Here is a 22,621-nt window from a genome sequence, read left to right as displayed (position 1 = left end):
ATTTTACTTCATATCAAACCCTCTTCCAGAATACTGAAAGAGGGTTTTTAATAGTATTTTTTATGTACTTATTTTGCAGGAACGCTGCTGAAATTAAGCGCCACTTTGATATTCATATCTGAAGAAGTCTGATTCTTCAGCTCATAAACTGTTCTTACAGTTAATCCTGAACTTTTTACAATTTCATCCAGGAATCCTGTATCATTAAGATCAAGATTTAAGCTGGAAGAATTGCTAGAGATATTGGAACGTGAAGCCACCAATCTTTCTCCTGTTCCGCTAGAAGAAACGTATATTTTTACAGTTTTAAAGGCACTCAGATTCCCTCCTGAAGGAGATGCCACAGAGATTTTCGCGTCTGAAATTCTTACGTCTTTAATCTTTGCATTGTTATTTCCTCCGAACCATGTCTGTACATTGGTAGCCGTTGCAGTGGAAGAAACTTCTTTATCTGCAGGAACTCCCGTAGATACCAAAACATTAGTTGTGTATGGAAATGTATTCTGAACCAATGACTGTACGGTTCCGCAACTTACAAGTACAGCTGAGGCAGCCATTGCTGTTAGAACTATATTTTTCATAATTTAAAATTTTAAACTTCAGAGTTTAGTTTTCAGAAATTGTACCAAATTGATTAAATATTATTCAACCGTTACTGTGAAACTTCCTTTGGTATTTCCTGAAGCCATATTACTTTTTCCGATAATCAGCCACACTTCACCTTGTCCGGGAGTATCATAAGTAATTTCTCTTCCAAAAGGTCCATCATAGTTTCCGTTAGGAAGCCTGATTTGATTGAAACGAATATTAAAATCTTTCTCTTTTGTTGAAATTTTCGCTTTAATATTGGGACGGTCGTAACGGGTCAGCTTTAAGACTAAATCCTGATCATCTTTCGTAAACTCTTCTCCAATTGTAAAAGGGAGCTGGTTAGCATCCGCCGTTCTTATAATCTGACCATCTTTTTCATTTCTCATTACCCCTTTGCGTAAAACTTCCTTAGTGACCGGAGCATTGTTAATAATTGAATCTTTTTTTCTTAATGCTGCAGAATCTGCTTTTACTACAGAATCCGGCATTTCTGTTACCACTGTAGAATCTTTCTCCGGAACGTTTGCCACAGCAGGTTCTTTTTTACAGGCAACAATAATCAAAGGAATTAACAATAGGCTTTTTTTCATAATATTAATTTTAAAAGTGGATCAACATTTATTATGCTGAGCTCATTTAAATGCTAAAATTGTTCCATTCCGTTTAATGATTTATCTTCCGGCTGCAATTCTTTTTCATTATTGATTCCTGCCCATTTAAATGTAAAGTACATAAAGTTGAGCATAATTCCCATCAAAAGGGTGACGCCCCATGTTTTGGTATATTCCATGGGATAGATGAATCTTACCACAATATCTGAGAACAGACCAAAAGGATTGTTGAGTACATCCCAGCTGTTCCATCTCAAAAATCGGCCAAGATAAACCCCAAAGCTGCTCATGAAAAGGAAAAGCACAGTTACTCCATTGATAATATTTGTTTTTCCATAATCAGAAAGTCGTTTTTCAATATCATTAAGACTTATAAAACCACAGATCAGCCCCGTCCATGCATAGGAAAGAATCACAATCAGGTCATACCAGATTGGTATGCCATTTCTTGCTCTGAGATGAAAAAGATCCGTAAGAATGTAGGGAGAATTGGGGAAGAACAATATCCAGACTACTATAATAAAGATGAGTGAAATTGTACTTCTGATCTTAAAAGCAAGAATGAATGAACTTAATAATAAAGGAATCCACGCCAGAAAAAGATTCCAGTTGAGAAACAAAAATACTTTTGTATCACTGATATAATATCTGAAAGCAGAGAGACTGAAACAGAATATAGTCATCATTATCAACAATACATTAATTTTAAATCCTGAGGATTCAATAAGGTTTTTCATGATCTTCTATATTTATGGTCTGATAATACAAAATCTTTGAAAGGAAGGTTTTGGATCTCTCATTTTTCACTTTATCCTGCAAAGTCTTTTTTAGTTTCTGATCATTTTTTTCATCTGCATATTTCAGGAGTGCTTTTTCACTGAAGCTAATAGAAGTTCGGTGATAATTAACCGCAAAATCTTTTCGTTTCATATTCTGGGAAGTGATAAAACCACCCCAGTTGAAATAGCTGCATACAAGAACGGTTGCATAAAAATACCAGATCATTGTATTAACAAGGAAAATGTTTCTTTTTTGCTTTTGAATTTTAATATAAGTCAAAGCCAGGCCGATCAGTGATAAAAGAAGGAAAGCAAATACACCAAGTCTTTTATAGGTAAATGCATAATAAACAATATACTCATAGTTTTTAAGCGCTGCGGAAACAACAAGAACAGCATTGAGAAAAATCCATATTTTGGCTAATAGTTTCAGTGAACCTGCTTTTGAATCAAAATTAAATCCTGATTTAAAATAAAACATAATCACCAGAATTGCCATGACAATAGACATAATAACTGCGTTTACTCTTTCATGGGTTTCTTCTGAAAGCTGAACAGGTGTTTTTACGGCTTCATAAAACTGTTCATAATTGTAGGTAACAATAAAGAAAATCAATAGAATATTCAGCAAAACAAAAGAGATTACTCCACTCATTCTTTCTGCGTCAAGATCAAGAAAGGAATAAGTAGCTTTGGGAATCCGGGAATCTTTGCGGAAATCGTTATCCAGAACATGATTGTTTTTATAGATTAACTTTTCCACCGCATAATTCCAGTAATTAAAGGCAATAAAGAATCCTAACACAGAGAGACAGAATACCTGCCATAGATTAATATCCAGCTCATAATCTGTGAAAAGGGCTGCAAAATGGTCGCTTCCTGCAGAATATATCCCAAAGAAAACAGAAACCAGCACCAGCGGAATCAAAAAGAAAGCCAATGTCTTTTGCCATAGTCCTGAAAAGTTTTTCTTAGGCAGCCATTCATCAAAGCTAAAAAAACGACAGAAGGAAGTACAGCTATTCAAGATAAAAACCGGAATTAAAAAGAGGATCTTCAGTCTTCTGTTCTTTGATTTGTATCCCAGCAAAAGCAGCGAACTCATCACAGCAATAAATGATGTAAAATCTCCAAACCAGGCAAATGCAATACTGGAAAGAATACTTGTTGCAAAAAGAACATAAAATATTCCTGTTTTATTTTTTGCAGGTGTCCTGAAAAGGGTTAATGCTGCGTAGACTATTCCCAGGATTCCAAGGTTTAGCCCTACATCCTGTTCATAAAAGACGATAACAAAGAGAATGGCTGTAAGAAATATATAATGATGTGTTTTCATGAGGTTAATTATTTAAAGATTTAAAAGGTTGAAAGATCTGAGAGATTTGAAAGAAATTCAAAGTATAAAACGAGGTAGATTAAAGCAACAGGAACATTGAGCAACAGAAGAAGTACAGAATTTCCGTTCCTTTTCTTTCCGGAAATATCACTCAGGTATTCCATCAATTCATATAAAATGGTTAACAGATTCACTACTGCGGCGATCACCACATAGTAAAATCCGAGTATCACGAGAAATTCAGCTTTTGTAATCCAAAATAAAAGCAGTAATAAGGTACCCAGCAAAAAGGAAATCAGAAACGTTTTTGCTCCCAGCGGACTGAATTTTATTTTTCTCATCATCTTTAAATTTTAATGGAGGATGGCTGTTTCTTTTTGTTGAATGAAGTCTTTCACATGTTCATAATTCTGCCATAGCAGTCCTTCAAAGTCCCAGTGATGAAAGGTTCTCATATTTTGTCCTTTTTTATATGCTTTGATATAAATTTTCACATATTCAGGAAGAATAATTGTTCCTAATACGATTGCGGCCAGAAGGTGCGCATTGAGTTTACCGTTTCCAAGCAACAGATACTGCATGGCAATTTCATCTTCGAAGTTGGTTCCACAGCCGGTAATCAGATGGTGTACGTCATGATTTTCCATTTTGGGGATCATTGAAAAGCCATGTTTTCTGTAAAACTCTCCCAGTTTCCGGCCTAAAGAATCTTCCTGAAACTCCAGCAGCTGTTTTTCATTGAACTGCCACTGTCTTTTTTTCTTTTTAAAATATTTTCTGTATAATTTTTGAGTTTTATTGTACACAAAAAGCAGAAACTGAACGCGTATTTTTTTCATAATAGTATTGATATATTTATGAATGTTAATCGAAAAGGCTAAGACCTATAATAGTGTAAGTGTATGCGATGGGAATATTGGCTGCCAAAATGAGTATGCCTATCATACATTCTTTAAATTTTGACGTATTTACAATACCATATGTCAAAAGTCCCAGTATACATAATAAGTTCACAGGCACTCCAAAAATGATTAGCAAATAGCCTGCACCGGCAAACCAGTCATTTTTTGTAATAAGTGCTCCTAAAAGACAGAGAGTTCCCACTGAAAAAAATACTCCGAATACGGCCTTACTTAGATTTATTATTTCTGAATCTTTCGTCATTATTAAGTTTGAGTTAAGGTGAAAACAGTAATTTCCGGACGTACCATAAATCTTATCTGGAAAGAATGTCCTATAGCCCGATTGATGTAAAGCATTCTTCCATCTTCCAGATCTATTTCTCCCGACACATATTTTTTATTTTTTACAGGAAGAACCGGAGTAATAATACCGGGAATCCGACATTGCCCGCCATGAGTATGTCCGCTTAAAATCCATCCCTGATAGCTGTTCCAAATATCCAGATCACAGGCGTCTGGGTTGTGGCACAATACAATATTGGCTTTTGAGGAGTCATATTCACTCATCACATTTAAGGAATAGAAATTAGGCGACCAAAGGTCTTCAAGTCCTATAAAATTCAGTCCATGGATTTCCTTCTGAGCATTTCTCAGCACTGTAATACCTCTGTCTTTAAGAATTTCACAGATACTATCTGAGCATTCTATATCTTTCCAATTTTCACCATAATCATGGTTACCGAGGATTCCAAAAGTGCCTGACGTTCCCAAAACACAATTTTCCATTACAGTTTCAAGTGCTTTTTGTTCTTCTGGTGTTCCCTTGTTTACATAATCGCCAGTATACACTACAAAATCCGGCTTAAACTGTTGGGCTTTCTGAAAAGATTCAATCAGAAAATTCCAGTCGAAACGATTTCCCACATGCAGATCTGAAATCTGCATCAATTTCTTTCCTTCAAGAATCTTTGGCAAGTTTTTAACAGGAAGTTTTCTTTGTACAAATTCCACCCAAAAAGGTTCTATCTGCCACGAATACAATGCCGGGAAAGCACCTGCCAATGAAAGATAAGCTAGTCTTTTAATGAACTCTTTTCTAGTCATATTAAATACTGAATAAATCCGGCTTTAGCTTCCCGCAAACGGGCTTCCGAAAATCCCTACCGCCAGCTCGGCCCAGATCAAAGCAAGAGCCAGCAAAATAAAAATGCAGATCAGGACTTTGTGGCTTTGCTTTTTGATTTTATTTCGGACCAGGTTAATGAGAAAAGCTGCTGTAAAAAGTAAAGCTCCGGCTATCAGAAAATCTGAAGCTGACCAGTTTACTTCTTTAGAAAATAGATTTCCAGCCAAAGGAATACTGAGTAAAGCCAATGGAAGGACATAAATTGCGAGTGTTTTTTGTTTTTGTGTCATCATTTAATTTAATTTTACAATATAAAGTACTTTGTAATTCAAAGTTAATTTTTAAAAAAATATAAGACTATCGTCCCAATAATTTTTCAAGAGCATCCAAATGTTCGGTAAATGCCTGTCTTCCGCTTTGTGTAACGCGATAAGAGGTTTTAGGCTTCTTCCCGACAAATTCTTTTTTCACTTCTATATAACCAGCTTTCTCCAGAGCATTGCTATGGCTTGCAAGATTTCCGTCTGTAATTTCGAGCAGGCTTTTCATTTCAGAAAAATCAACCCAGTCGTTGACCATAAGAACGGACATAATCCCCAGTCTTACACGGCTTTCGAATTCTTTATTGAGCTGATTTATTTTGATCATTTTACTTTTTCTTATTTATTCTGCAGTCATTACCAAAGGCAATACTTATGCTAATTTTGCTATTGAATAGCAAAATTATATCCTCATCCATTATTTATATTTCTTATGCATGATCAATCCATAAACGATATGCAAAACTCCAAAACCAATAGCCCAGAACAGCAATCCCCATCCTAAAAAGAACAAAGAAACAAGTCCTAAAATAATTTCTAGATATCCTAAATACTTTACATCCGTTAATGTATATCGTTCTGCTGCTACCAGAGCCAATCCATAAAAAATAAGTGTAGCCGGAGCAATGAAAACAAAAAGATGATGATAAAGTAGAGCGAGACAAAAGACACCGCCTGCTACCAAAGGCACTGCAAAGGTAAACAAAAGTCTTTTTGTTATGGCATCCCAGATCTTCAAACCTTTCTTTTTGCTTTTATGGGCGGTAAAAATATAACCGCTAAGGACTGCAACAACCAAAATAATAGATCCAATCAGGACAAGTTCTTTCACTAAGGAAGGGCCTAAAATATTTCTGTCTCCATCAAAATAGCTGATTCCTTCTCTCTGAAAGACAAAATACACATATACAGCTCCAATAATTGCCGCTAACCCGGCCACAACTCCGGATAAGCCACTCAAAGAAATAAATCTGGAAGACCGTTCCATCATAGAACGAATGTGGGATAAGTCTTCGTGATAGTTTTTTGAACTCATAAAAAGAACTTTGAATTACAAAGTTAAAAATTATTTTCAATTCGCCAAGTTTTTATTTAAAATTTTGGAAATAATTTTTTGTTAAAAATCTCATCTTTGTGGTTACTTCTAGAAATAAAAAGAGAACCAAGCCATAGCCGGGTTCTCCATAATATATTAAAATTTGTACGTGTTATAATGGATTCTGAACAATCAATGGGTTAGCATTAATTTCAGTTCTTGGAATCAGGAATTCCCAACGTAGATCTGTATTAGCAACTGTCATTACGTTATTAGTAACTACAGAAGAATGATTGGCACCTGTTCTATCTAAGCCTTGATTTAATCTTTTCAGATCCAGGAATCTAAAACCTTCACCCCAAAATTCAAGCCTTCTACTGTTAAGAATTTCAGTGATATAAGCTGCTCCTGTTGTTGTAGCACCAGGATAAGAAGGATTTCTGTTTTTTGCAAATACATCAAAAACTGCTTTAGAACCAGCTTCGTTTCCTAATCTTGCTAAAGCTTCCGCTTCAATAAGATACATTTCTGCAGATCTCATATAAGGCACATCTACCCTGCTGTCTGCCTGGCTTGCTGCAAGGAACTTCTGTCCTGTATATGGAAATTTAGAATAGGTAGAAGGTAAACCAAGAGAATTATGGGCACCTGTTGGGTCAAAGTTTTTAGTTCTTATATCCGTGGATGGAAATGAAAGGAATAATTTACTGTTAATCGCTTTTGGAGCTTGACGAATATTAGTTGAGTTAAAGTTCCTTGACATATATGCTCCAAAATTTGAGAACGTATCTCCCTGATCCGCTATAATTGTAGCTCCCCACATCCATTCACCATTGCCTGCCAAATTATTAAAGCCTGCAGTATAAGTCGCATTATCCATCAATGGAAATCCTGTACGAGCGGATTGGGCCGCAGTTACTGCAGCTGCATAATTACCTTGCGTTAATGCTATTCTAGCTTTTAGTCCTAAAATCACTTTATCATTAAAATGAGATTTTGTAGCTCTTGTACTTCCAAGTCTGGCTGCAGCCTCATCAAGGTCTTTATTGATCTGAGTATATACTTCTTCTACCGTATTTCTTGCCAGAGGCACTTCATTAGCCAACAATCTGATCGGAACGCCAAGCTGAGTATTGTTCGTACCCGGCACATATCTTTTACCATAAATCTGAACCAGCATATAATAACAGAACGCTCTGAATGCATATGCTTCACCAATGGCTGTTTTAATAGTAGCTGCATCAGCTGCAGTAGATGCAGGAACTGATGGACCATTAGCAATAACCATATTTGCGTTTCTGATCAATGCATAATAAAACTGGTAAGGATAAAGATCATTGGAAGCATTATCATTTACCTGATCCTGCCATCTTACAGCTGAGACATACCAGCCATTTCCTGTAGATGGAAAAACAAGGTCATCTGCTAAAGCATCCATTATAATCATGATTCCGCCCTGACCATTCTGTCCTTGATCACTTTGTCTGTAATACATATCTCTATGCATCCCATTTACAATAGCCATAAGGTTGGCAGCACTTGAATAAGCCGCGTCCTCAGAGGCCGCAGTTGTAGGATCCGTTTCAAGATAATCACTCTCACATGAAACCGTTCCTGTAAAGACTGAAAGAACAACAGCCCATTTTATATATTGTTTTGCGATATTTTTCATTACTTAATTATTTAAAAAGATACATTAAATCCTATTGTTACTACTCTCGCCGGTGTATATCTGTTTGACGCAGTACCATTGAATGCCTGAGCAGGCTCCAATCCTTTTCTTGCTGTTTTGCTCCATAAGTTTTCACCTGAAACAAGGATTCTTAATCCTGAAACTCCCAGCTGAGATAAAGTTTCCGGAGTAAAGCTGTAACTTAAAGTAGCTTGTCTAAATGTAAGAAAATCTGAGCTTACCAGCCATCTTGATGAAGCAGCATTAGAACTTGTATATGTTGAAGAATTCAATGCCGGAATATCTGTGATTTGCCCAGGTGTTGTCCATCTGTCCAGAATATCAGTACTTAAAGCTCCTCCCTGTGAGTAACTAGACATCAAAGCAGCATAGTTGGAGTCATACGTTTTTCCACCTAACTGATAGGTAAACATTGCTGATAGTGACCATTGTTTATAGGTAATTGTAGTTCCAAAACTTCCAAACAAGTCAGGAATTGCTGTGCCAGAATAGTCATATTTTGCTTTATTGAAGTTGGTAGTAACTTTTTGTCCATTCACCGTTCTGATATCGGCAGCTGTTGTATTAGCATAAGCATCAGCAACCAGGAATAAAGGTGAACCATCCGCAGGATCTACCCCATACCATTGTCTTAACCAATAATCATACACTGAGTGTCCTACAGAAATTTTCTTAGTTCCATTGATAATTTCCGTTATCCCATTGGAAAGTTCTGTAATCTGATTTTTAAGTGTAGATGCATTGGCATTAATATTCCAGGTAAAATTTTGATTTTTAATGACATCTGCATTAATACTGAATTCAAATCCCCGGTTATACATAGTTCCTACATTTCGGCTAATTGTATTATCGGGAACACCTGAAGAAACCGGAACCGGAACCGGGAAAATCAGATCTTCAGTCACTCTGTTATAATATTCTAGAGACCCTGTAATTCTATTATTTAAAAAGCCAAAATCAATTCCTACATCTGTTTGTTTATTAGCTTCCCAGGTAATGGTAGGATCAGCCAAAAAGCCAAATAAGATCCCAGGCTCCTGGGCATTATTATATCCTAAAGTATATGTACTTTTATACATATAATAACTGTCTGTTCTGTCATTTCCTACTTCACCATATGATCCTCTCAATTTCAATTCACTGATAAGATTAGAATTACTTAAGAATTCTTCTCCTTTCAGCCTCCATCCTGCACCAATGGACCAGAATGAATCCCATCTTACATCTTTAGCAAATCTGGACGAACCGTCCCAACGGATAGATCCTGAAAGTAAGTATTTTGATTTGTAATCATAATTCAATCTTGAAAACACCCCTTCTTTTCTGTAGTTGTCTGTACGTGAAGTAAGTGATGATGGAGTCACAAAGTTGACCAACTCATCATTATCATCTACAATCTGACCTTTTTTATACCCATATAGGTACTCGTACATAAATTTATAGTTTTCATGCCCTAAAAGGAATTCAAAATTATGATCTCCAAATTTTCTTTTATAATTCAGGAGCTGATTCCATGTAAAGGTTTGTTCTGTAAAACTATATTTTTCTGCTGAGCCTCCTGGAGCTGCATCACCAATAATTTTATTTCCGTAGGTACTTCTTCTGTTATTTCTGATATCATACCCTACATTAGTAGACAAAGTAAGATAAGGGTCTACTTTGATTTCAGCATAGCCTCTGGAAATAATATAATAGTTTTTAGATAGATCCTTATTTAAAAGGGTTTCCTGAATTACGTTTCTTCCAGCTGCTGCATCGGCACCTCTGGCACTTCCAGCATCATAGACTATGTTCCCATCATTGTCATAAAGAGTAGCAAAAGTATTAGGATCATGAGCATAAGGACTGTAAATAGGTCCCATTGTTCTTGTCCATCTGTATGGGTTGATATAAGCAGAATTATTATCTACACCTTCTACCGAGTTATTTCCGTTAGAAGATACTCCACTGATACTACTTCCTAATTTCAACCAGCTTTTAACCTGAGAATCTACTTTTAATCTTGCCGTAAATCTTTCAAAATCTGATTTGATAAGATATCCGGTTTCGTTGGTATATCCTACGGAAGAAAAATAGGTTGTTGTATTACTTCCTCCACTGTAATTTAATTCATAATTCTGTCTGAATCCGGTATTCATCAATGGTTTTTGCCAATCTAGGTCTGTATATTTTAACTGAGCATTTGAGTTCAAAAGTCCATTGACAACTAATTGATTATCCGGAACATTAAAAACATTGGTTTTAAGAACACCTGAAATCAATTGTGCCGTAGCGTAAGCATTGGCATCCGCCAAACTAGTACTTGGTATAGAAGTCATTCTACCATTTCTTATTGATTCCCAAATAAGCGGATAATATTGATAAACATTCACTCTGTCATATTCCGGGATTGATCTTCCTACCGCTCCGGTACTCATACTAAAGTTGAATGCATCTTTTCCTTTTCTACCGGATTTGGTAGTGATCAAAACAACACCATTGGCTGCAGCAGAACCATACAAAGAAGTGGATGCAGCATCTTTCAGGATATTGAATGATGCAATATCATTGGGATTAATTGCTGCTAGAGAACCTGTATATATGGTACCATCTACTACATATAAAGGATTTGTTGTAATACCATAAGAACCTATTCCACGGATCTGAATACTTGGTGAACTTCCAGGCTGACCTGTACCTGTACTTACTTTCACACCGGCACTGGCACCATCCAACGCCTGCCCAATACTTGTTATTGGCCGATCAGCAAATTGTTTCGCTTTTACTTCAGTATTGGAGCCAACCATTGTTTCTCTTTTCTGGCTTCCGTAAGCAACCACCACAATTTCATCAATCTTAGTATCCTGCTGTATGGTGTCGCGCTTAGCCTTTTGGGCTTCTACCATGTGTCCTCCTACGAAGAACAACACTGCAGTACTTAATATTAACTTCACTTTCATATTTAACATATTTTAACAGTATGAACGCAAATATATGTAACAAAAATTAATAAAAGGATAACAAAAAGACAATTAAACAAATTAAATAGAAATAATTCATTATTTTAACCAATAATTCAATATTTATTAAAAATATAAGTTAAAATTTAGCTAATTTAGTTTTTAAAATATCAAACAATTATTTAAAACCTGTTAAAAAAATAAAAACATCAAACTAAAAAGATAGTTTTATTGATACTACAAGACAATTAACTAAAATAATACACAAATAATACAATTTAAAAAACACAATGAAAAATGCTAGATTTTTATTAAAAAAACATTAAAATCTAAGATTTTGATAAAGCATAAAAAAATCCGGAAAAGCAAACGCTTCCCGGATAATGTTTAAATAAAATACTTTTTTAAAACAATTAAAAAATTACTTTGCTCTTAACCTTTCTTTGATGGATTCAATATTTTTCTTAGCTGAGTCCTCAAGAATAAGACTTGCACTCATATGAATTCTTGCCGGCATTAGTTCATTGAAGTGATCTGTTCCTTCCCATGAAACCTTTTTAATTAATGACAAAGCATCACTGCTTCTTGAAGCTAAAGTCTTTAAAAATTTCTCCAGTTTATCATCCATTTCCTGAATACTATCAGAAACAGAATGATAAATATTATGCTGCTCAGCCCATTCTGCAGATCTGAAGTCTGCATCAATGGCCATTGCGGAGAATTGCGACTTCCCTATTTTTCTTTCAACATAAGGCCCAATTACAAAAGGTCCGATTCCAAGGTTGATTTCCGTAAGCGCCAGAGCTGAATCTTTAGTGGCAAAACAATAATCTGCTCCACAGGCAATTCCAACTCCTCCACCGGTAGTTTTTCCCTGCACTCTTACCACTACAATTTTCCCACAGTTTCTCATTGCATTTAAAACTTTAGCAAAACCTCCGAAAAATTTTGTGGAAGCTTCCAGTTCCTCGATTGCTAAAAGCTCATCAAAACTTGCTCCTGCACAAAACGCTTTCTCACCTGCACTTTTTACTAAAATAGCTTTCACCTCTTCTTTTGCTCCTTCTTCAAGGATAGTTTCTGCCAGTTTTTCTAAAATTGCTCCCGGAAGAGAGTTGCTTTTTGGGGTTCCGAAACTGATTTCGGCAATATTATTTTTAATTTCTGATGCTACAAATTCGCTCATTTTTATTTTTATTGGATTCTTACAAAAATACGAAATACAGCTCGTTCAGAGAAACTTAAAATATAAATTTTCTTTTTGAATAAGCATACTTCAAGATGTTATTACGTAGAAATACGGAGTTTTAAATTTGGTATTTTCTACTCTAGTACCTCCTTGTTATTAATCGTTCCTTTGAACTGAGAATTAACAACCAAAAGGCGGAATCTGAAAAGCCTGTAAAAGAGTAAGAAATCTAAAACTAAAAAAAATATTATCATGGACGAGTACATTGGAATTGTAAAATTATTTGCAGGAAATTTTGCCCCTAGAGGATGGATGTTTTGCGATGGAAGTTTAATAAGCATCTCAAGAAATTCTGCCTTATTCTCTATTTTAGGAACAACTTATGGTGGAGACGGCATCACTACTTTTGCTCTGCCCAACTTAAAAGGGCGTATGGCTTTAGGCGCAGGAAATGTAAATGCCAACGAATATTATCCTTTGGGCGCAGTGTCAGGTACTACACAAAATACACTTTTAGCATCAAACCTTCCAAGCGTAGGGGCAGGGTTTCAGCTTAAAGTAGCGAATAAAAATGCCAATTCATCTACTCCAACGGCCACTTCAACAATTGCTATCTCAGGAACACAGGTGGGAAGAGATTTCAATGCAGTACCTAGTTTTGTGAATAATGCTAACCCTGATACGGTTATTAATAATCAAAGCATTAGCTTCATCGGCCAAAGCCAGCCTGTGAATAATATGCCGCCTTATCTTGGCTTAAATTATATCATTTGTGTGGAAGGTATTTACCCACCAAGGGATTAATAGCCATACAACAACCTAACATTTAAAACAAAAATCATGAAAAGCACTACTTTTTTAGCAATCTGTAGTCTGCTCATTTCAATTTTCTCATTCGGGCAGACCAGTACAGAACAATTTGAGACAGAATCGAACGCAAGTACAAGCTTCACCGATAATGGGGTTATATTCAATATCATTTCCCATACAAGCGTTTTCGATATTCAGGGAAATTTTCCCGGAACTGGCTGGAACGGAACAGCCAATGACAACAGATATATTGATAATTCCAATGATTCTCAATTTCCGCCATCATTTAGTATTAAGACCACGTCTAATCTGTTTAAAGTAAACAGATTCTGGATGTATCTTTCTGCATTGAACCTGGATCTGAATGTGGCAGGAACACTTACTGTAACCGGAAAATTAAGTGGAGTAACAAAATTTACTCAAACAAAAACTACCGGATTTGCTACAAGTTTAGGTACTACAAACGGATTCACTTTGATTGACTTGACCAATTTAAACGGGCAAAACTACTCAAACATTGTGATTGACGAGTTGCAGATCACCGCGAACGGAGCCTTCCGATATGTAGGTTTGGATGCTTTCACCTGGGTAAAAGACAGCAATCTGGTATTGGGAACTTCGGAAGCTAAAAGCACTAAAAAAGACTTGACTGTTTATCCTAATCCAACCAGCGGGCCAATTTCTATCACTACAGAAAAAGCCAGTGAAGCTAAAATCTACAGCCTGGACGGTAAAATGCTGAAGGCTGTACCAACTCAAAAGGGAAATAATGAAATCAATATTTCAGAACTTCCAAAAGGAGTTTACATTATTAAAACAGCAACAGAGTCTACCAAAGTAATTAAGAACTAACTTCAGAAAATTAATCATAAGTTCCACATTCCCATAAAGATTCTAATTCATGAATGACAAATCCCTTTCGACGAAGGGATTTTGTCATTTTATCGGGTCCATTTGTGAAGATGCTCTATCCTTCCGTTTCTATTGAGTAAAGCCTGGAATCTGAGTTTTAACAAAATTTCACGTCCTTCGATAGTTCTTGTAAAAACCAATTCAGATTTCCCTATCATTTTATCCCATAGCTTTTTAAAAAAATCTGCATTTTTTTTATTTTTTGCAAAAATCTCAGGTATTGGATAATACATATCTTTTTTCAGAAACAATAAACTTCTTTTATGTTTCAACAAATACCTTGGATTATCTATTTGTGACACCAACTCATGTAAAGTTTGTATAAACTGAGCATTTTCATACTGACTTCCTCCATCCAGATAACAAAATGCATTTTTATTTTTGTCTGATGAGCTTACAATTCTAAGTTTTTCAATAGAGGTACAGATTACTTTTTGATGAATTAAACCATATAAAATTATTTCAGCCAGGGAACTAAGCTGTCTTCCAACATCTTTACATCTTAAATATTGTTTTGTAGATCTGTATAGTTTCCCACCATATACAGCAACACCTGCAATTCCAAATAAGCCAACCAGCAGTGAAAAACTTTTTACAGATTTAATTTCATCAATATTCCGGAGAAGTCCCATCATAAGATCCTGACAGAATAACAATATGGAAGAAACTATTATCTTCGCAAAACTTCCACTCATTTTACCCAAATAATCCATCCGCATTTTCTCCATACCTGCCATATTGACTGAGGGGACTTCTATTTCTTCTACCAAAACATTTCCTTTATCAAGGGCTGTTTTCCATCGCTGAGCAAGGGCAGTTCTATTTTTTGCCCATGCAAAAAATATCTGATTGATTTTTGGTAATTCTTCTTTACGTTCTATCGTTTTAATATTCAGCCGTTCAAAATTATTTTCTATGGTAGCCTCATCCTTGTAGGAAATCCCTACAAAGGTTTTAAATCTTTTCTGGATATTACTGAAGTCCTGTCCTCCATTGATATCATGAGAATCAAAACATACCATGTGCCAGATATTTCCAGTTTTGTTTACATTATCTTTATCTGTTCTTATCACTCTTCCCCTCATCTGATTAGAGAGTACAAAAGAACTTACAAAACTAGCCAGCACAAGGCTGTTGATTTTGGGAGCATCCCAACCTTCTCCCAACAAAGACTTGGTTCCAATTAAGATCTGGATTCCTCCACATTGAAAAATCTCGGTTATTATTTGTACCACGTCATGTTTTATCTGATCTGAGAGACTGATTATCAAATAATCCTGATCATAGTACAAAGGAGAAAAAGACACTCCCGAAATACTTTTCCTGAAACAAAATTGCTCAAACATATCTTTAGCACTCACTGGAATGATAACCAAACTGCCTGTAAGAATTCCGATCTTTTTATGCTGGAAATTTTCTCTTCTTAATTTTTCAAATATTGGAACGGCTCCTATTTTATCGAGGTTTAATGTATTCTGAGTTTCAGTAACCAAATATTCTTTTCTTATAAAGTCTGTAAGGATTACCATTCTGAGATCTTCTTTAAGAACTGAAAATTCAAAATCTGCAATTTCTTTTATCCCCTGAAGTTTTCCAATACTTGAGTTAAGAATCTGATTAACATTTTTACTATTATAAAAACTGACTGTCCTCTGCTCAAGAAATCCTGCTCTTCTGAGTCTGTTGCCAAGGTCTGTCCGATGTTCTTCATATTTTTTAAAATTAACTTCATCCAGTACGAGGTAAAAATCAAGAAGCTCTTCCATCCAGAAGAAATCGAACCCGGGAACATATTTTTGCTGGTCTCCAATGATATTAAAATGAATATCCGAAATCTCTTTTCCTCTGAAATGAAGATAAACAAGCCCGGAGGTATAAGATGATATATTTTCATAAATCCATTCCAGATGTACAGCAGGGTTCAGATAAACAGGATGTAGCTCAAGGGCTTCCAGTAGCGTATCATCATTTTGAACTTCTTCAAAAAACATGGCAGCCTGATGGTGATGATATTCAATTTTTTTCTCTTCCTCTTTTGAAGGTGAAGTAAAATAAACCAAATCCTGATGAGGGCAAAGATCTCCTTCAATCATCAATTCAGGAACAGAAATTTCTACATCAATAGGACCATTTAACTGAATATATTTTTGCCATTCGGCACCGGAGACATCAAAAGGAGGGGTTGCAGTGAGAGCAACTATGGTAGGACTAATTCTATTTTTCAATTCCAATAGACTTCTCCACCATGCATTTTTCAAATGATGCGCTTCATCCAGAATAAGAGTGCCTACTTTTTGCTTCTCGAGCTTTTTAATAATTTCCGCAACTGAGATTCTTGAAGATTTTTTTATCTGATCTTCGTCGTCTTCATCAGTTCCATAAGCAGAGTGAATTCCCTGATAAGTTGTAACAGTTATAATTCCTGGATTTTTAATGTCAGAAGATATCCATTCAGGGATATTTTCCGTATCCAGAAAGAGTTCACAAAACCTCTGAATCCATTGGTTCTTGATGGCTAAGGTAGGAGCAACAATCAATGCAGGCTTATCAAGTCTCAGCATTATTTCTAATCCCAAAACCGTTTTCCCAGAACCCGGAGGAGCAGAAATATGGAGATGACCATTCTTTAAATGCTCATTCATGTTGTCTAAAATTTTCTTCTGATAAGTTCGCCAGCGGTATTTAAAAGTTGCCTTTTCAGGAAAAACATTCATAAGCCCAATTTAATAAAAAACCAGATAAACAATAATAGAAAATTATAGGTTCTGAATATTTCATCCTTTTAATGATATAATATACTTATCTATATAAATCTGTTTTTCTTTGGATTTATACTGTTGGATATAGCGTGGATGCTCCAGAACTGTCATTTTATCAAACAGTTTTGCTTCTTTGTTTAGTTTTGAAATAAAACCGGCATTCTTTTTACCAAGAATAAAAACTTCTGATACATCAAGATTGAGACTGATATGTTTCTTCAAAGATTCAATCATAAAATCCTTTACGGCTTCGAATAATTTTTTATCGTCATAATAATTAGCATTAAGCCAGCCATTTTTTGTTTTTCTAACAATAGCCAGTGGAAATGGAGAATTGATATAAATATCTTTATAGAAAAGATCAGCACCTCCATAGTTTTCAATCATATCATAGATGAAAACGGAAGAAATTTCATGAGTATGGGCAGATTCCATTTTGATTCCGCAGACACTTTCCAATCTTTTTGTATCGGTAAACGGAACTCCGGTTACTCCAGCTCCATGACGGCCTGGATTGATTCCGATAATAAATTTTCTTCGGGATGAATCATTATAATATTTATGATAAAACGTCTGCATTACCATTAATGTTTCAGGGTTTTCCAGATACGGATTCAAAACATTAAAACCTTCAGGTAAATTTCCTGTATAGCTCAGGTTTTCATTGAACTTTATAACATGGTCTGCAAAAGTTTTGCTCATAAAATCATTTTCTATTGTAAATAAACAACATTCCCATTTGCACTATCCATGTCAAGGTTTAAAACCTTGACATGGATAAAAATCTATCAAAAAATCCCTTTCATTTGATGAAAGGGACTCTAAATTTATATTTTATTCTGAATTAAATCAATCCAAATTGTTGGAAGTGGTGTGTAAAATGCTTTTTGTGCATCAGTTCCCACATTTCTTTATTCAGTTTTCCGAAAACGTAATTCATGTGTTCTGCCTGTGGATTTTCTTTGTAATAAATCACAAATTTCTTCAGGTTATCCATGAATGACAGTTTTGCAGCTTCCAGGTTTTTGTGTCTTGGTTCAGGAAGTGAACCATCCTGCGGAAGGAACGGAGCAGTGAATTCTTTTGGCATTGCTCTGTGGTTGTATAGTGAGTCCTGCCATTTTTCAAGATGTTCCTCCGGGGTGAAGCATTTATCTGCTTCAGGCTCTCCAAAACTTACCAATAAAGCCTGCTCAAGATGTTCTATCATCTGCTGCGGAGACATTTTTCCCCAAAGTGCAGCAGTATTTTCCGTTAAACTGTTTACTATTTTCTGAACATTTTTCACATTCAGGTCGATGAAAGGTGATTGTTTTGCGACCAATGTTAAGATTGTTGCCACGCAAACCACCTCATCCCTTTGGTTTACAACCTCAACCAGCCACTTTACAACACCGGAAGGAATGTTTCTCCCCTTTACTCCTCTGTTGATTTTTTCTTTTGCTGTTAAATACACTGTGATGGTATCTCCGGCGTATACAGGTTTGAAGAAACTGCAGTCTTCTAATCCGTAATTGGCAATAACAGGTCCTTTTTTACCAGAAACAAATAATCCTGCTGCTGCTGAAAGGATGAAATATCCGTGAGCAACTGTTTTATCAAAAATAGTACCTGTTAAACTTGTAGCGTCTGTATGGGCATAGAAATGATCCCATGAAACATTGGAAAAGTTGACGATATCTGCATCAGTAACTGTTCTTCCTGCTGTTTCTAAGGAGTCTCCTACTTCCACTTCCTCAAAATATTTCTGGAAAGGATGCTTGTCTGAGAATTTTTTCTCTGCTCCCTGCTGATAAATCTTAGTGATTGCTTTCAGTACATCCGGAGATCCCTGGATTGCTGTTTTCTGTAGGAAGAAATGAAGACCGCTCAGTCCGCCCATTTCCTCTCCGCCACCTGCTCTACCAGGACCTCCGTGCATCAATGTAGGAAGTGGTGAACCGTGGCCTGTGCTTTCTTTAGCATTATCTCTGTTTAGTACAAAGATTCTTCCGTGCTGGGAAGCCATTTTCCATGAAGTTTCAGCGATAAAGTTCTCGTCATGAGAAACAATAGATCCCACTAAACTTCCTTTTCCTCTTTTTGCCAATGCAGCTGCTTCTTCAGCATCTTTATATGGCATTAATGTAGATACCGGCCCGAAAGCTTCTACATCGTGAGAGATATTTTTTTCGAAAGGTTTGTCGTTCAGGAATAGTTTCGGACTCATAAATGCTCCATTTTCGTAGTTAGCATCTACCAGTTCATGTTTCCCGTCATAGACAAGTTCTGTTTCTGATTTTAATAGATTTACTTTTCTCAGAACTTCTTCGTACTGCTGTCTTCCTACCAAAGATCCCATTTTGGTTTCCCTGCTTAATGGGTTTCCGATTTTCGTCTGATCCAAAGCTTTAGACAAAGCATTCTGAACGTCACCAATTAAGTGTTCGGGAACGATAATTCTTCTGATAGCCGTACATTTCTGCCCTGCTTTTGTCGTCATTTCGTTACGAACTTCTTTGATGAATAAATCGAATTCAGGAGTTCCCGGTTTGGCTTCCAATCCAAGGATAGAACAGTTCAGTGAATCTGCTTCCATATTGAAACGAACGGCATTTCCTGCGATAGATGGCAGTGATTTTAATTTTCTACCTGTGTGAGCAGAACCGGTAAATAAAACAGAGTCTCCATCCTGAACATAATCAAGAATATTTCCCGGCTCTCCGCAAACTAACTGCACAGCGCCTTCAGGCAATATTCCACTTTCAATCATATCCTGAAATACTGCATTGGTAAGGTAAGATCCGAAAGGAGACGGTTTTACAATAGAAGGAACACCTGCCAGCAGGGAAGTGGATAATTTTTCCAGCATTCCCCATACCGGAAAGTTATAGGCGTTGATCTGTACAGAAACCCCTTCACTTGGCGTTAAAATATGAGTCCCCAGGAAAGTTCCGTTAGCGGAGATCTTCTGAGTGTCTCCGTCTACCCAGAATGAAGTATTAGGAAGCATTCTTTTTGCCAATCCGGAATAGGTAAAGAAAGTTCCGAAACCTCCTTCGATATCCACCCATGAATCCACATGGGTAGCTCCTGTTTTGTATGATAAGTCGTAGTATCTTTTCTTTCTTTCCAGTAAATAAAGTGCTACTTTTTTCAGCATTTCTCCCCGATCATAGAAAGTCATTGAAGAAAGGTTTTTGTATCCTACAGTTCTCCCGTAGTCAAGAGCCTGTTCAAAATTAAGTCCTTCTGTATCGGAAACAGCAACCTGTTCCCCTGTAACGGCATTGTACAAAGGAATTCCGCTTCCGGTACCTTCTACCCATTGTCCGTAGATATAGTTTTTTAACTTTTCCATAAAATATTTAATTTATCAATGTAGCAGTATAACAATTTACCAATTATTGGTTATTACGAATTTATTGTTACATTTTTACATTAGTATATTGTTACATTTATCTTTTATTTCGGTTCCTGATAAGGAAACATTTTCACTAATCCTTCATATAAACTTCTGTGAAGAATGGTTGCATGATTGTCTGTTTCCATCATTTTATACTCTAATGTCCAGTTTTTCTTTCCTGTCTTTTTCAAAATACTGTAGAAAGCCTCAGCTTCTTTTATCATTATCTGATGTTCTCCTTTTCCTACAGAGACATAAACAAACTTTTTCGTATCCGGAGATTTTGAAAGCAGTTGGGAAGCCTGTTTTAAAAGGCTTTCATTATCCCACCATAAGCTTGGACTGATGATAAAATAGTTATTGAACATTTCCGGTTTTTTCAAAAGGATTTCTGTTGCCAGAAGCCCTCCCAAAGACTGACCGAAAAGGTACTTATCCGTTGTTTTAAACTGACTTTCCACGTAAGGTTTTAATTCTTTTTCAAGGAATTCAATAAACTTATCAGAATGCCCTGTTGTAGGATAATCTTTCTGCAAGTCTTTTAAATCCGTATGAAAGGTATAATCTCTTTTTCTGTCTATATTAGCAACTCCCACCACAATGGTTTCCGGCATGGAATACATCAGATTAAAGAATTGTATTAACCCTGTCACGTGAATAAAATCTTCGTTCATGCTTCCATCTAACAAATAGATCACCGGGTATGATTTTGTTTTATCAAATCCTTGTGGAAGATAAATATTCAGCGTTCTGTCTTCATTTAAGGTTTTGGACTTAATGGTCCTCACTTCTCCTATTGTAAGCGGTTTTGATGTAACCGTCTGTGCTGAGAGCGTACACCCCACCGTAAACATCATGCTGCATGCAAGCGCAATTTTTTTAATCATATTTAATTTTTTAACCCTAACGGTTTTTAAAAACCAGTTAGGGTTGATTATTAGCAATTATTCAAAATTTAAAAATCACATTCAACAGTCGACTTATGATAATTTCTAAAAATTTCTAGCGAATCAAAATACTGCATGATTTCCTTTCTATTCAATTTACTTTCTTTTTCAGGATTTACATATGAATTATATGAAGAATTCTTCCATTGATCAATTTTATTTACAAATCCGTGATTAATCGGATTATTATGGATGTAATGGAGAACTTTCAATAAATATTTCTCATCTGATATTTTCTTTCGTTTTACCGCATTCAGAAAAAGAGTCCCTTTTCTATTATATTTTTTGTTGTAAGCTTTAGCATAAGCATTCAATAAATTACCAAAATGCTTCATTAAAAACTGATGCTCATTTTCAATACTCGCATCATTAAAATCCTTAAATCTCAATAACAAATGAAAATGATTAGGTAATAGACAATAGGCATAGATATCAGCGACCGGAAGAATATATTTTTCTACCTTTTCCAGAAAAAAATGATAATTTGATGGCTCACGAAAAATAACTTCAGTCCCGTTTACATGAGAGAAAACGTGATATACACCTTCAAATTCAAAATTTTCTGTATTAATCATTTTAAATCTGGTATTTTAAATTTTAAACCAAACGGGTTTTAAAAACCCGTTTGGTTTAATGATCAACAATTATTAAAAATAAGTTATACTATTATTTTATATCATCCCAGATGCTGTAATCCACAATTTTGGTTGGGATCTGCTGAACATATTCCGTAAAAGGCTCACAAGGCAGAATAGCTTCTTTTCCTTCTCTTGCCAGCTCCTGATATAATTTTGTTCCTTCTGTTTTCCAGTGAATCATTTCGTCAGAAACATCACGGATAATCTTTGCAGGGCTTCCTACCACCAGTTTTCTTGGTTCACATCTGAAATTGGCTGGTACAAAAGCGAGTGCTCCGACAATACTTTCATCACCGATATAAGCTTTGTCCATTACCACAGAATTCATTCCGATCAGACAGTTTTTTCCAATGTGTCCGGAATGGATGATTGCTCCATGTCCGATGTGTGCGGATTCTTCCAATATGGTTTCTATATTCGGGAAAACATGAAGAGTACAGTTTTCCTGTACGTTGGCTCCATCTTTAATAATAATTTTTCCCCAATCGCCTCGAATGACTGCGTTAGGACCGATATATACTTCTTCACCTATTTCTACATTCCCGATAATCACTGCCTGCGGATGAATGTAGGCAGAGGGTTTTATAATGGGACGAATCCCGTGGTATGAGTAGATGTTCATATTTTTTAATTTGAAAATATGAGAAT

At 35.8% G+C, this 22,621-nt stretch carries 22 protein-coding genes; 2 read left to right on the top strand and 20 right to left on the bottom strand.

The window, feature by feature from the left end:
• Positions 1-68: 68 nt before the first annotated feature.
• The 14 genes from C8D70_RS16800 to C8D70_RS16735 form a co-directional block, all read right to left on the bottom strand.
• Positions 69-581, bottom strand: coding sequence for a hypothetical protein (locus tag C8D70_RS16800; protein ID WP_076596851.1), 513 nt, complete (start codon positions 579-581; stop codon positions 69-71).
• Between the two features lie 60 nt (positions 582-641).
• On the bottom strand, positions 642-1,181 hold the full coding sequence (locus C8D70_RS16795; RefSeq protein ID WP_076596852.1) for a hypothetical protein: 540 nt from the start codon (positions 1,179-1,181) through the stop codon (positions 642-644).
• 53 nt (positions 1,182-1,234) lie between these two features.
• Positions 1,235-1,939 (bottom strand): DUF1361 domain-containing protein, encoded by a 705-nt coding sequence (locus C8D70_RS16790; protein ID WP_110368076.1) that lies wholly within the window; start codon positions 1,937-1,939, stop codon positions 1,235-1,237.
• A complete protein-coding gene (locus C8D70_RS16785) occupies positions 1,923-3,317 on the bottom strand; it encodes a DUF4153 domain-containing protein (RefSeq protein ID WP_110368075.1) in 1,395 nt (464 codons plus the stop codon). The genes C8D70_RS16790 and C8D70_RS16785 overlap by 17 nt, the downstream gene beginning before the upstream one ends.
• Before the next feature lie 20 nt (positions 3,318-3,337).
• Positions 3,338-3,661: a hypothetical protein gene (locus C8D70_RS16780; protein WP_110368074.1), complete on the bottom strand. Its 324-nt coding sequence runs from the start codon at positions 3,659-3,661 to the stop codon at positions 3,338-3,340.
• 9 nt (positions 3,662-3,670) lie between these two features.
• Complete coding sequence (locus tag C8D70_RS16775; protein ID WP_110368073.1) at positions 3,671-4,156, bottom strand: Coq4 family protein; 486 nt, start codon at positions 4,154-4,156, stop codon at positions 3,671-3,673.
• Positions 4,157-4,181: 25 nt separating this feature from the next.
• Positions 4,182-4,481: a hypothetical protein gene (locus tag C8D70_RS16770; protein ID WP_110368072.1), complete on the bottom strand. Its 300-nt coding sequence runs from the start codon at positions 4,479-4,481 to the stop codon at positions 4,182-4,184.
• A gap of 2 nt (positions 4,482-4,483) precedes the next feature.
• Positions 4,484-5,323 (bottom strand): metallophosphoesterase, encoded by an 840-nt coding sequence (locus C8D70_RS16765; RefSeq protein ID WP_110368071.1) that lies wholly within the window; start codon positions 5,321-5,323, stop codon positions 4,484-4,486.
• A gap of 24 nt (positions 5,324-5,347) precedes the next feature.
• Entirely contained in the window at positions 5,348-5,638 is a 291-nt protein-coding gene (locus C8D70_RS16760; protein WP_083688888.1) for a hypothetical protein, read from the bottom strand.
• 64 nt (positions 5,639-5,702) lie between these two features.
• On the bottom strand, positions 5,703-5,993 hold the full coding sequence (locus C8D70_RS16755) for a winged helix-turn-helix domain-containing protein (RefSeq protein WP_076596858.1): 291 nt from the start codon (positions 5,991-5,993) through the stop codon (positions 5,703-5,705).
• Between the two features lie 90 nt (positions 5,994-6,083).
• A complete protein-coding gene (locus tag C8D70_RS16750; protein ID WP_076596859.1) occupies positions 6,084-6,701 on the bottom strand; it encodes a hypothetical protein in 618 nt (205 codons plus the stop codon).
• A 172-nt stretch (positions 6,702-6,873) separates the two neighbouring features.
• Entirely contained in the window at positions 6,874-8,373 is a 1,500-nt protein-coding gene (locus C8D70_RS16745; RefSeq protein WP_076596860.1) for a RagB/SusD family nutrient uptake outer membrane protein, read from the bottom strand.
• A gap of 11 nt (positions 8,374-8,384) precedes the next feature.
• On the bottom strand, positions 8,385-11,333 hold the full coding sequence (locus C8D70_RS16740) for a SusC/RagA family TonB-linked outer membrane protein (protein ID WP_076596933.1): 2,949 nt from the start codon (positions 11,331-11,333) through the stop codon (positions 8,385-8,387).
• Positions 11,334-11,754: 421 nt separating this feature from the next.
• Positions 11,755-12,519 carry an enoyl-CoA hydratase/isomerase family protein gene (locus tag C8D70_RS16735; RefSeq protein ID WP_076596861.1) on the bottom strand — a complete coding sequence of 255 codons (765 nt, stop codon included), beginning with the start codon at positions 12,517-12,519 and terminating at the stop codon, positions 11,755-11,757.
• A gap of 255 nt (positions 12,520-12,774) precedes the next feature.
• Between C8D70_RS16735 and C8D70_RS16730 the strand changes: the two genes are divergently transcribed.
• A complete protein-coding gene (locus C8D70_RS16730) occupies positions 12,775-13,326 on the top strand; it encodes a phage tail protein (protein WP_076596862.1) in 552 nt (183 codons plus the stop codon).
• A 36-nt stretch (positions 13,327-13,362) separates the two neighbouring features.
• Complete coding sequence (locus C8D70_RS16725; RefSeq protein WP_076596863.1) at positions 13,363-14,184, top strand: T9SS type A sorting domain-containing protein; 822 nt, start codon at positions 13,363-13,365, stop codon at positions 14,182-14,184.
• Between the two features lie 89 nt (positions 14,185-14,273).
• Here C8D70_RS16725 and C8D70_RS16720 read toward each other — a convergent pair whose 3' ends face one another.
• From C8D70_RS16720 to C8D70_RS16695, 6 genes are all read right to left on the bottom strand, one after another.
• A complete protein-coding gene (locus C8D70_RS16720) occupies positions 14,274-16,958 on the bottom strand; it encodes a DEAD/DEAH box helicase family protein (protein ID WP_110368069.1) in 2,685 nt (894 codons plus the stop codon).
• A 60-nt stretch (positions 16,959-17,018) separates the two neighbouring features.
• The gene (locus C8D70_RS16715; protein ID WP_110368068.1) at positions 17,019-17,705 is read right to left on the bottom strand and encodes an SMUG2 DNA glycosylase family protein; all 687 of its coding nucleotides are present in this window, start codon (positions 17,703-17,705) and stop codon (positions 17,019-17,021) included.
• A 142-nt stretch (positions 17,706-17,847) separates the two neighbouring features.
• Positions 17,848-20,343 (bottom strand): phenylacetic acid degradation bifunctional protein PaaZ, encoded by a 2,496-nt coding sequence (gene paaZ, locus C8D70_RS16710; protein ID WP_110368067.1) that lies wholly within the window; start codon positions 20,341-20,343, stop codon positions 17,848-17,850.
• A gap of 104 nt (positions 20,344-20,447) precedes the next feature.
• Positions 20,448-21,275: an alpha/beta hydrolase gene (locus C8D70_RS16705; RefSeq protein WP_076596867.1), complete on the bottom strand. Its 828-nt coding sequence runs from the start codon at positions 21,273-21,275 to the stop codon at positions 20,448-20,450.
• A 68-nt stretch (positions 21,276-21,343) separates the two neighbouring features.
• Positions 21,344-21,910, bottom strand: coding sequence for a transposase (locus C8D70_RS16700; RefSeq protein ID WP_110368066.1), 567 nt, complete (start codon positions 21,908-21,910; stop codon positions 21,344-21,346).
• A 91-nt stretch (positions 21,911-22,001) separates the two neighbouring features.
• Positions 22,002-22,595, bottom strand: coding sequence for a transferase hexapeptide repeat family protein (locus C8D70_RS16695; protein WP_047429267.1), 594 nt, complete (start codon positions 22,593-22,595; stop codon positions 22,002-22,004).
• Positions 22,596-22,621: the final 26 nt, after the last annotated feature.

This window comes from Chryseobacterium sp. CBTAP 102 (genome assembly GCF_003201365.1).
Lineage (GTDB): Bacteria > Bacteroidota > Bacteroidia > Flavobacteriales > Weeksellaceae > Chryseobacterium > Chryseobacterium candidae.
Note: the sequence above shows the minus strand (reverse complement) of the source record. Positions and strands in the feature narration are given on the sequence as shown.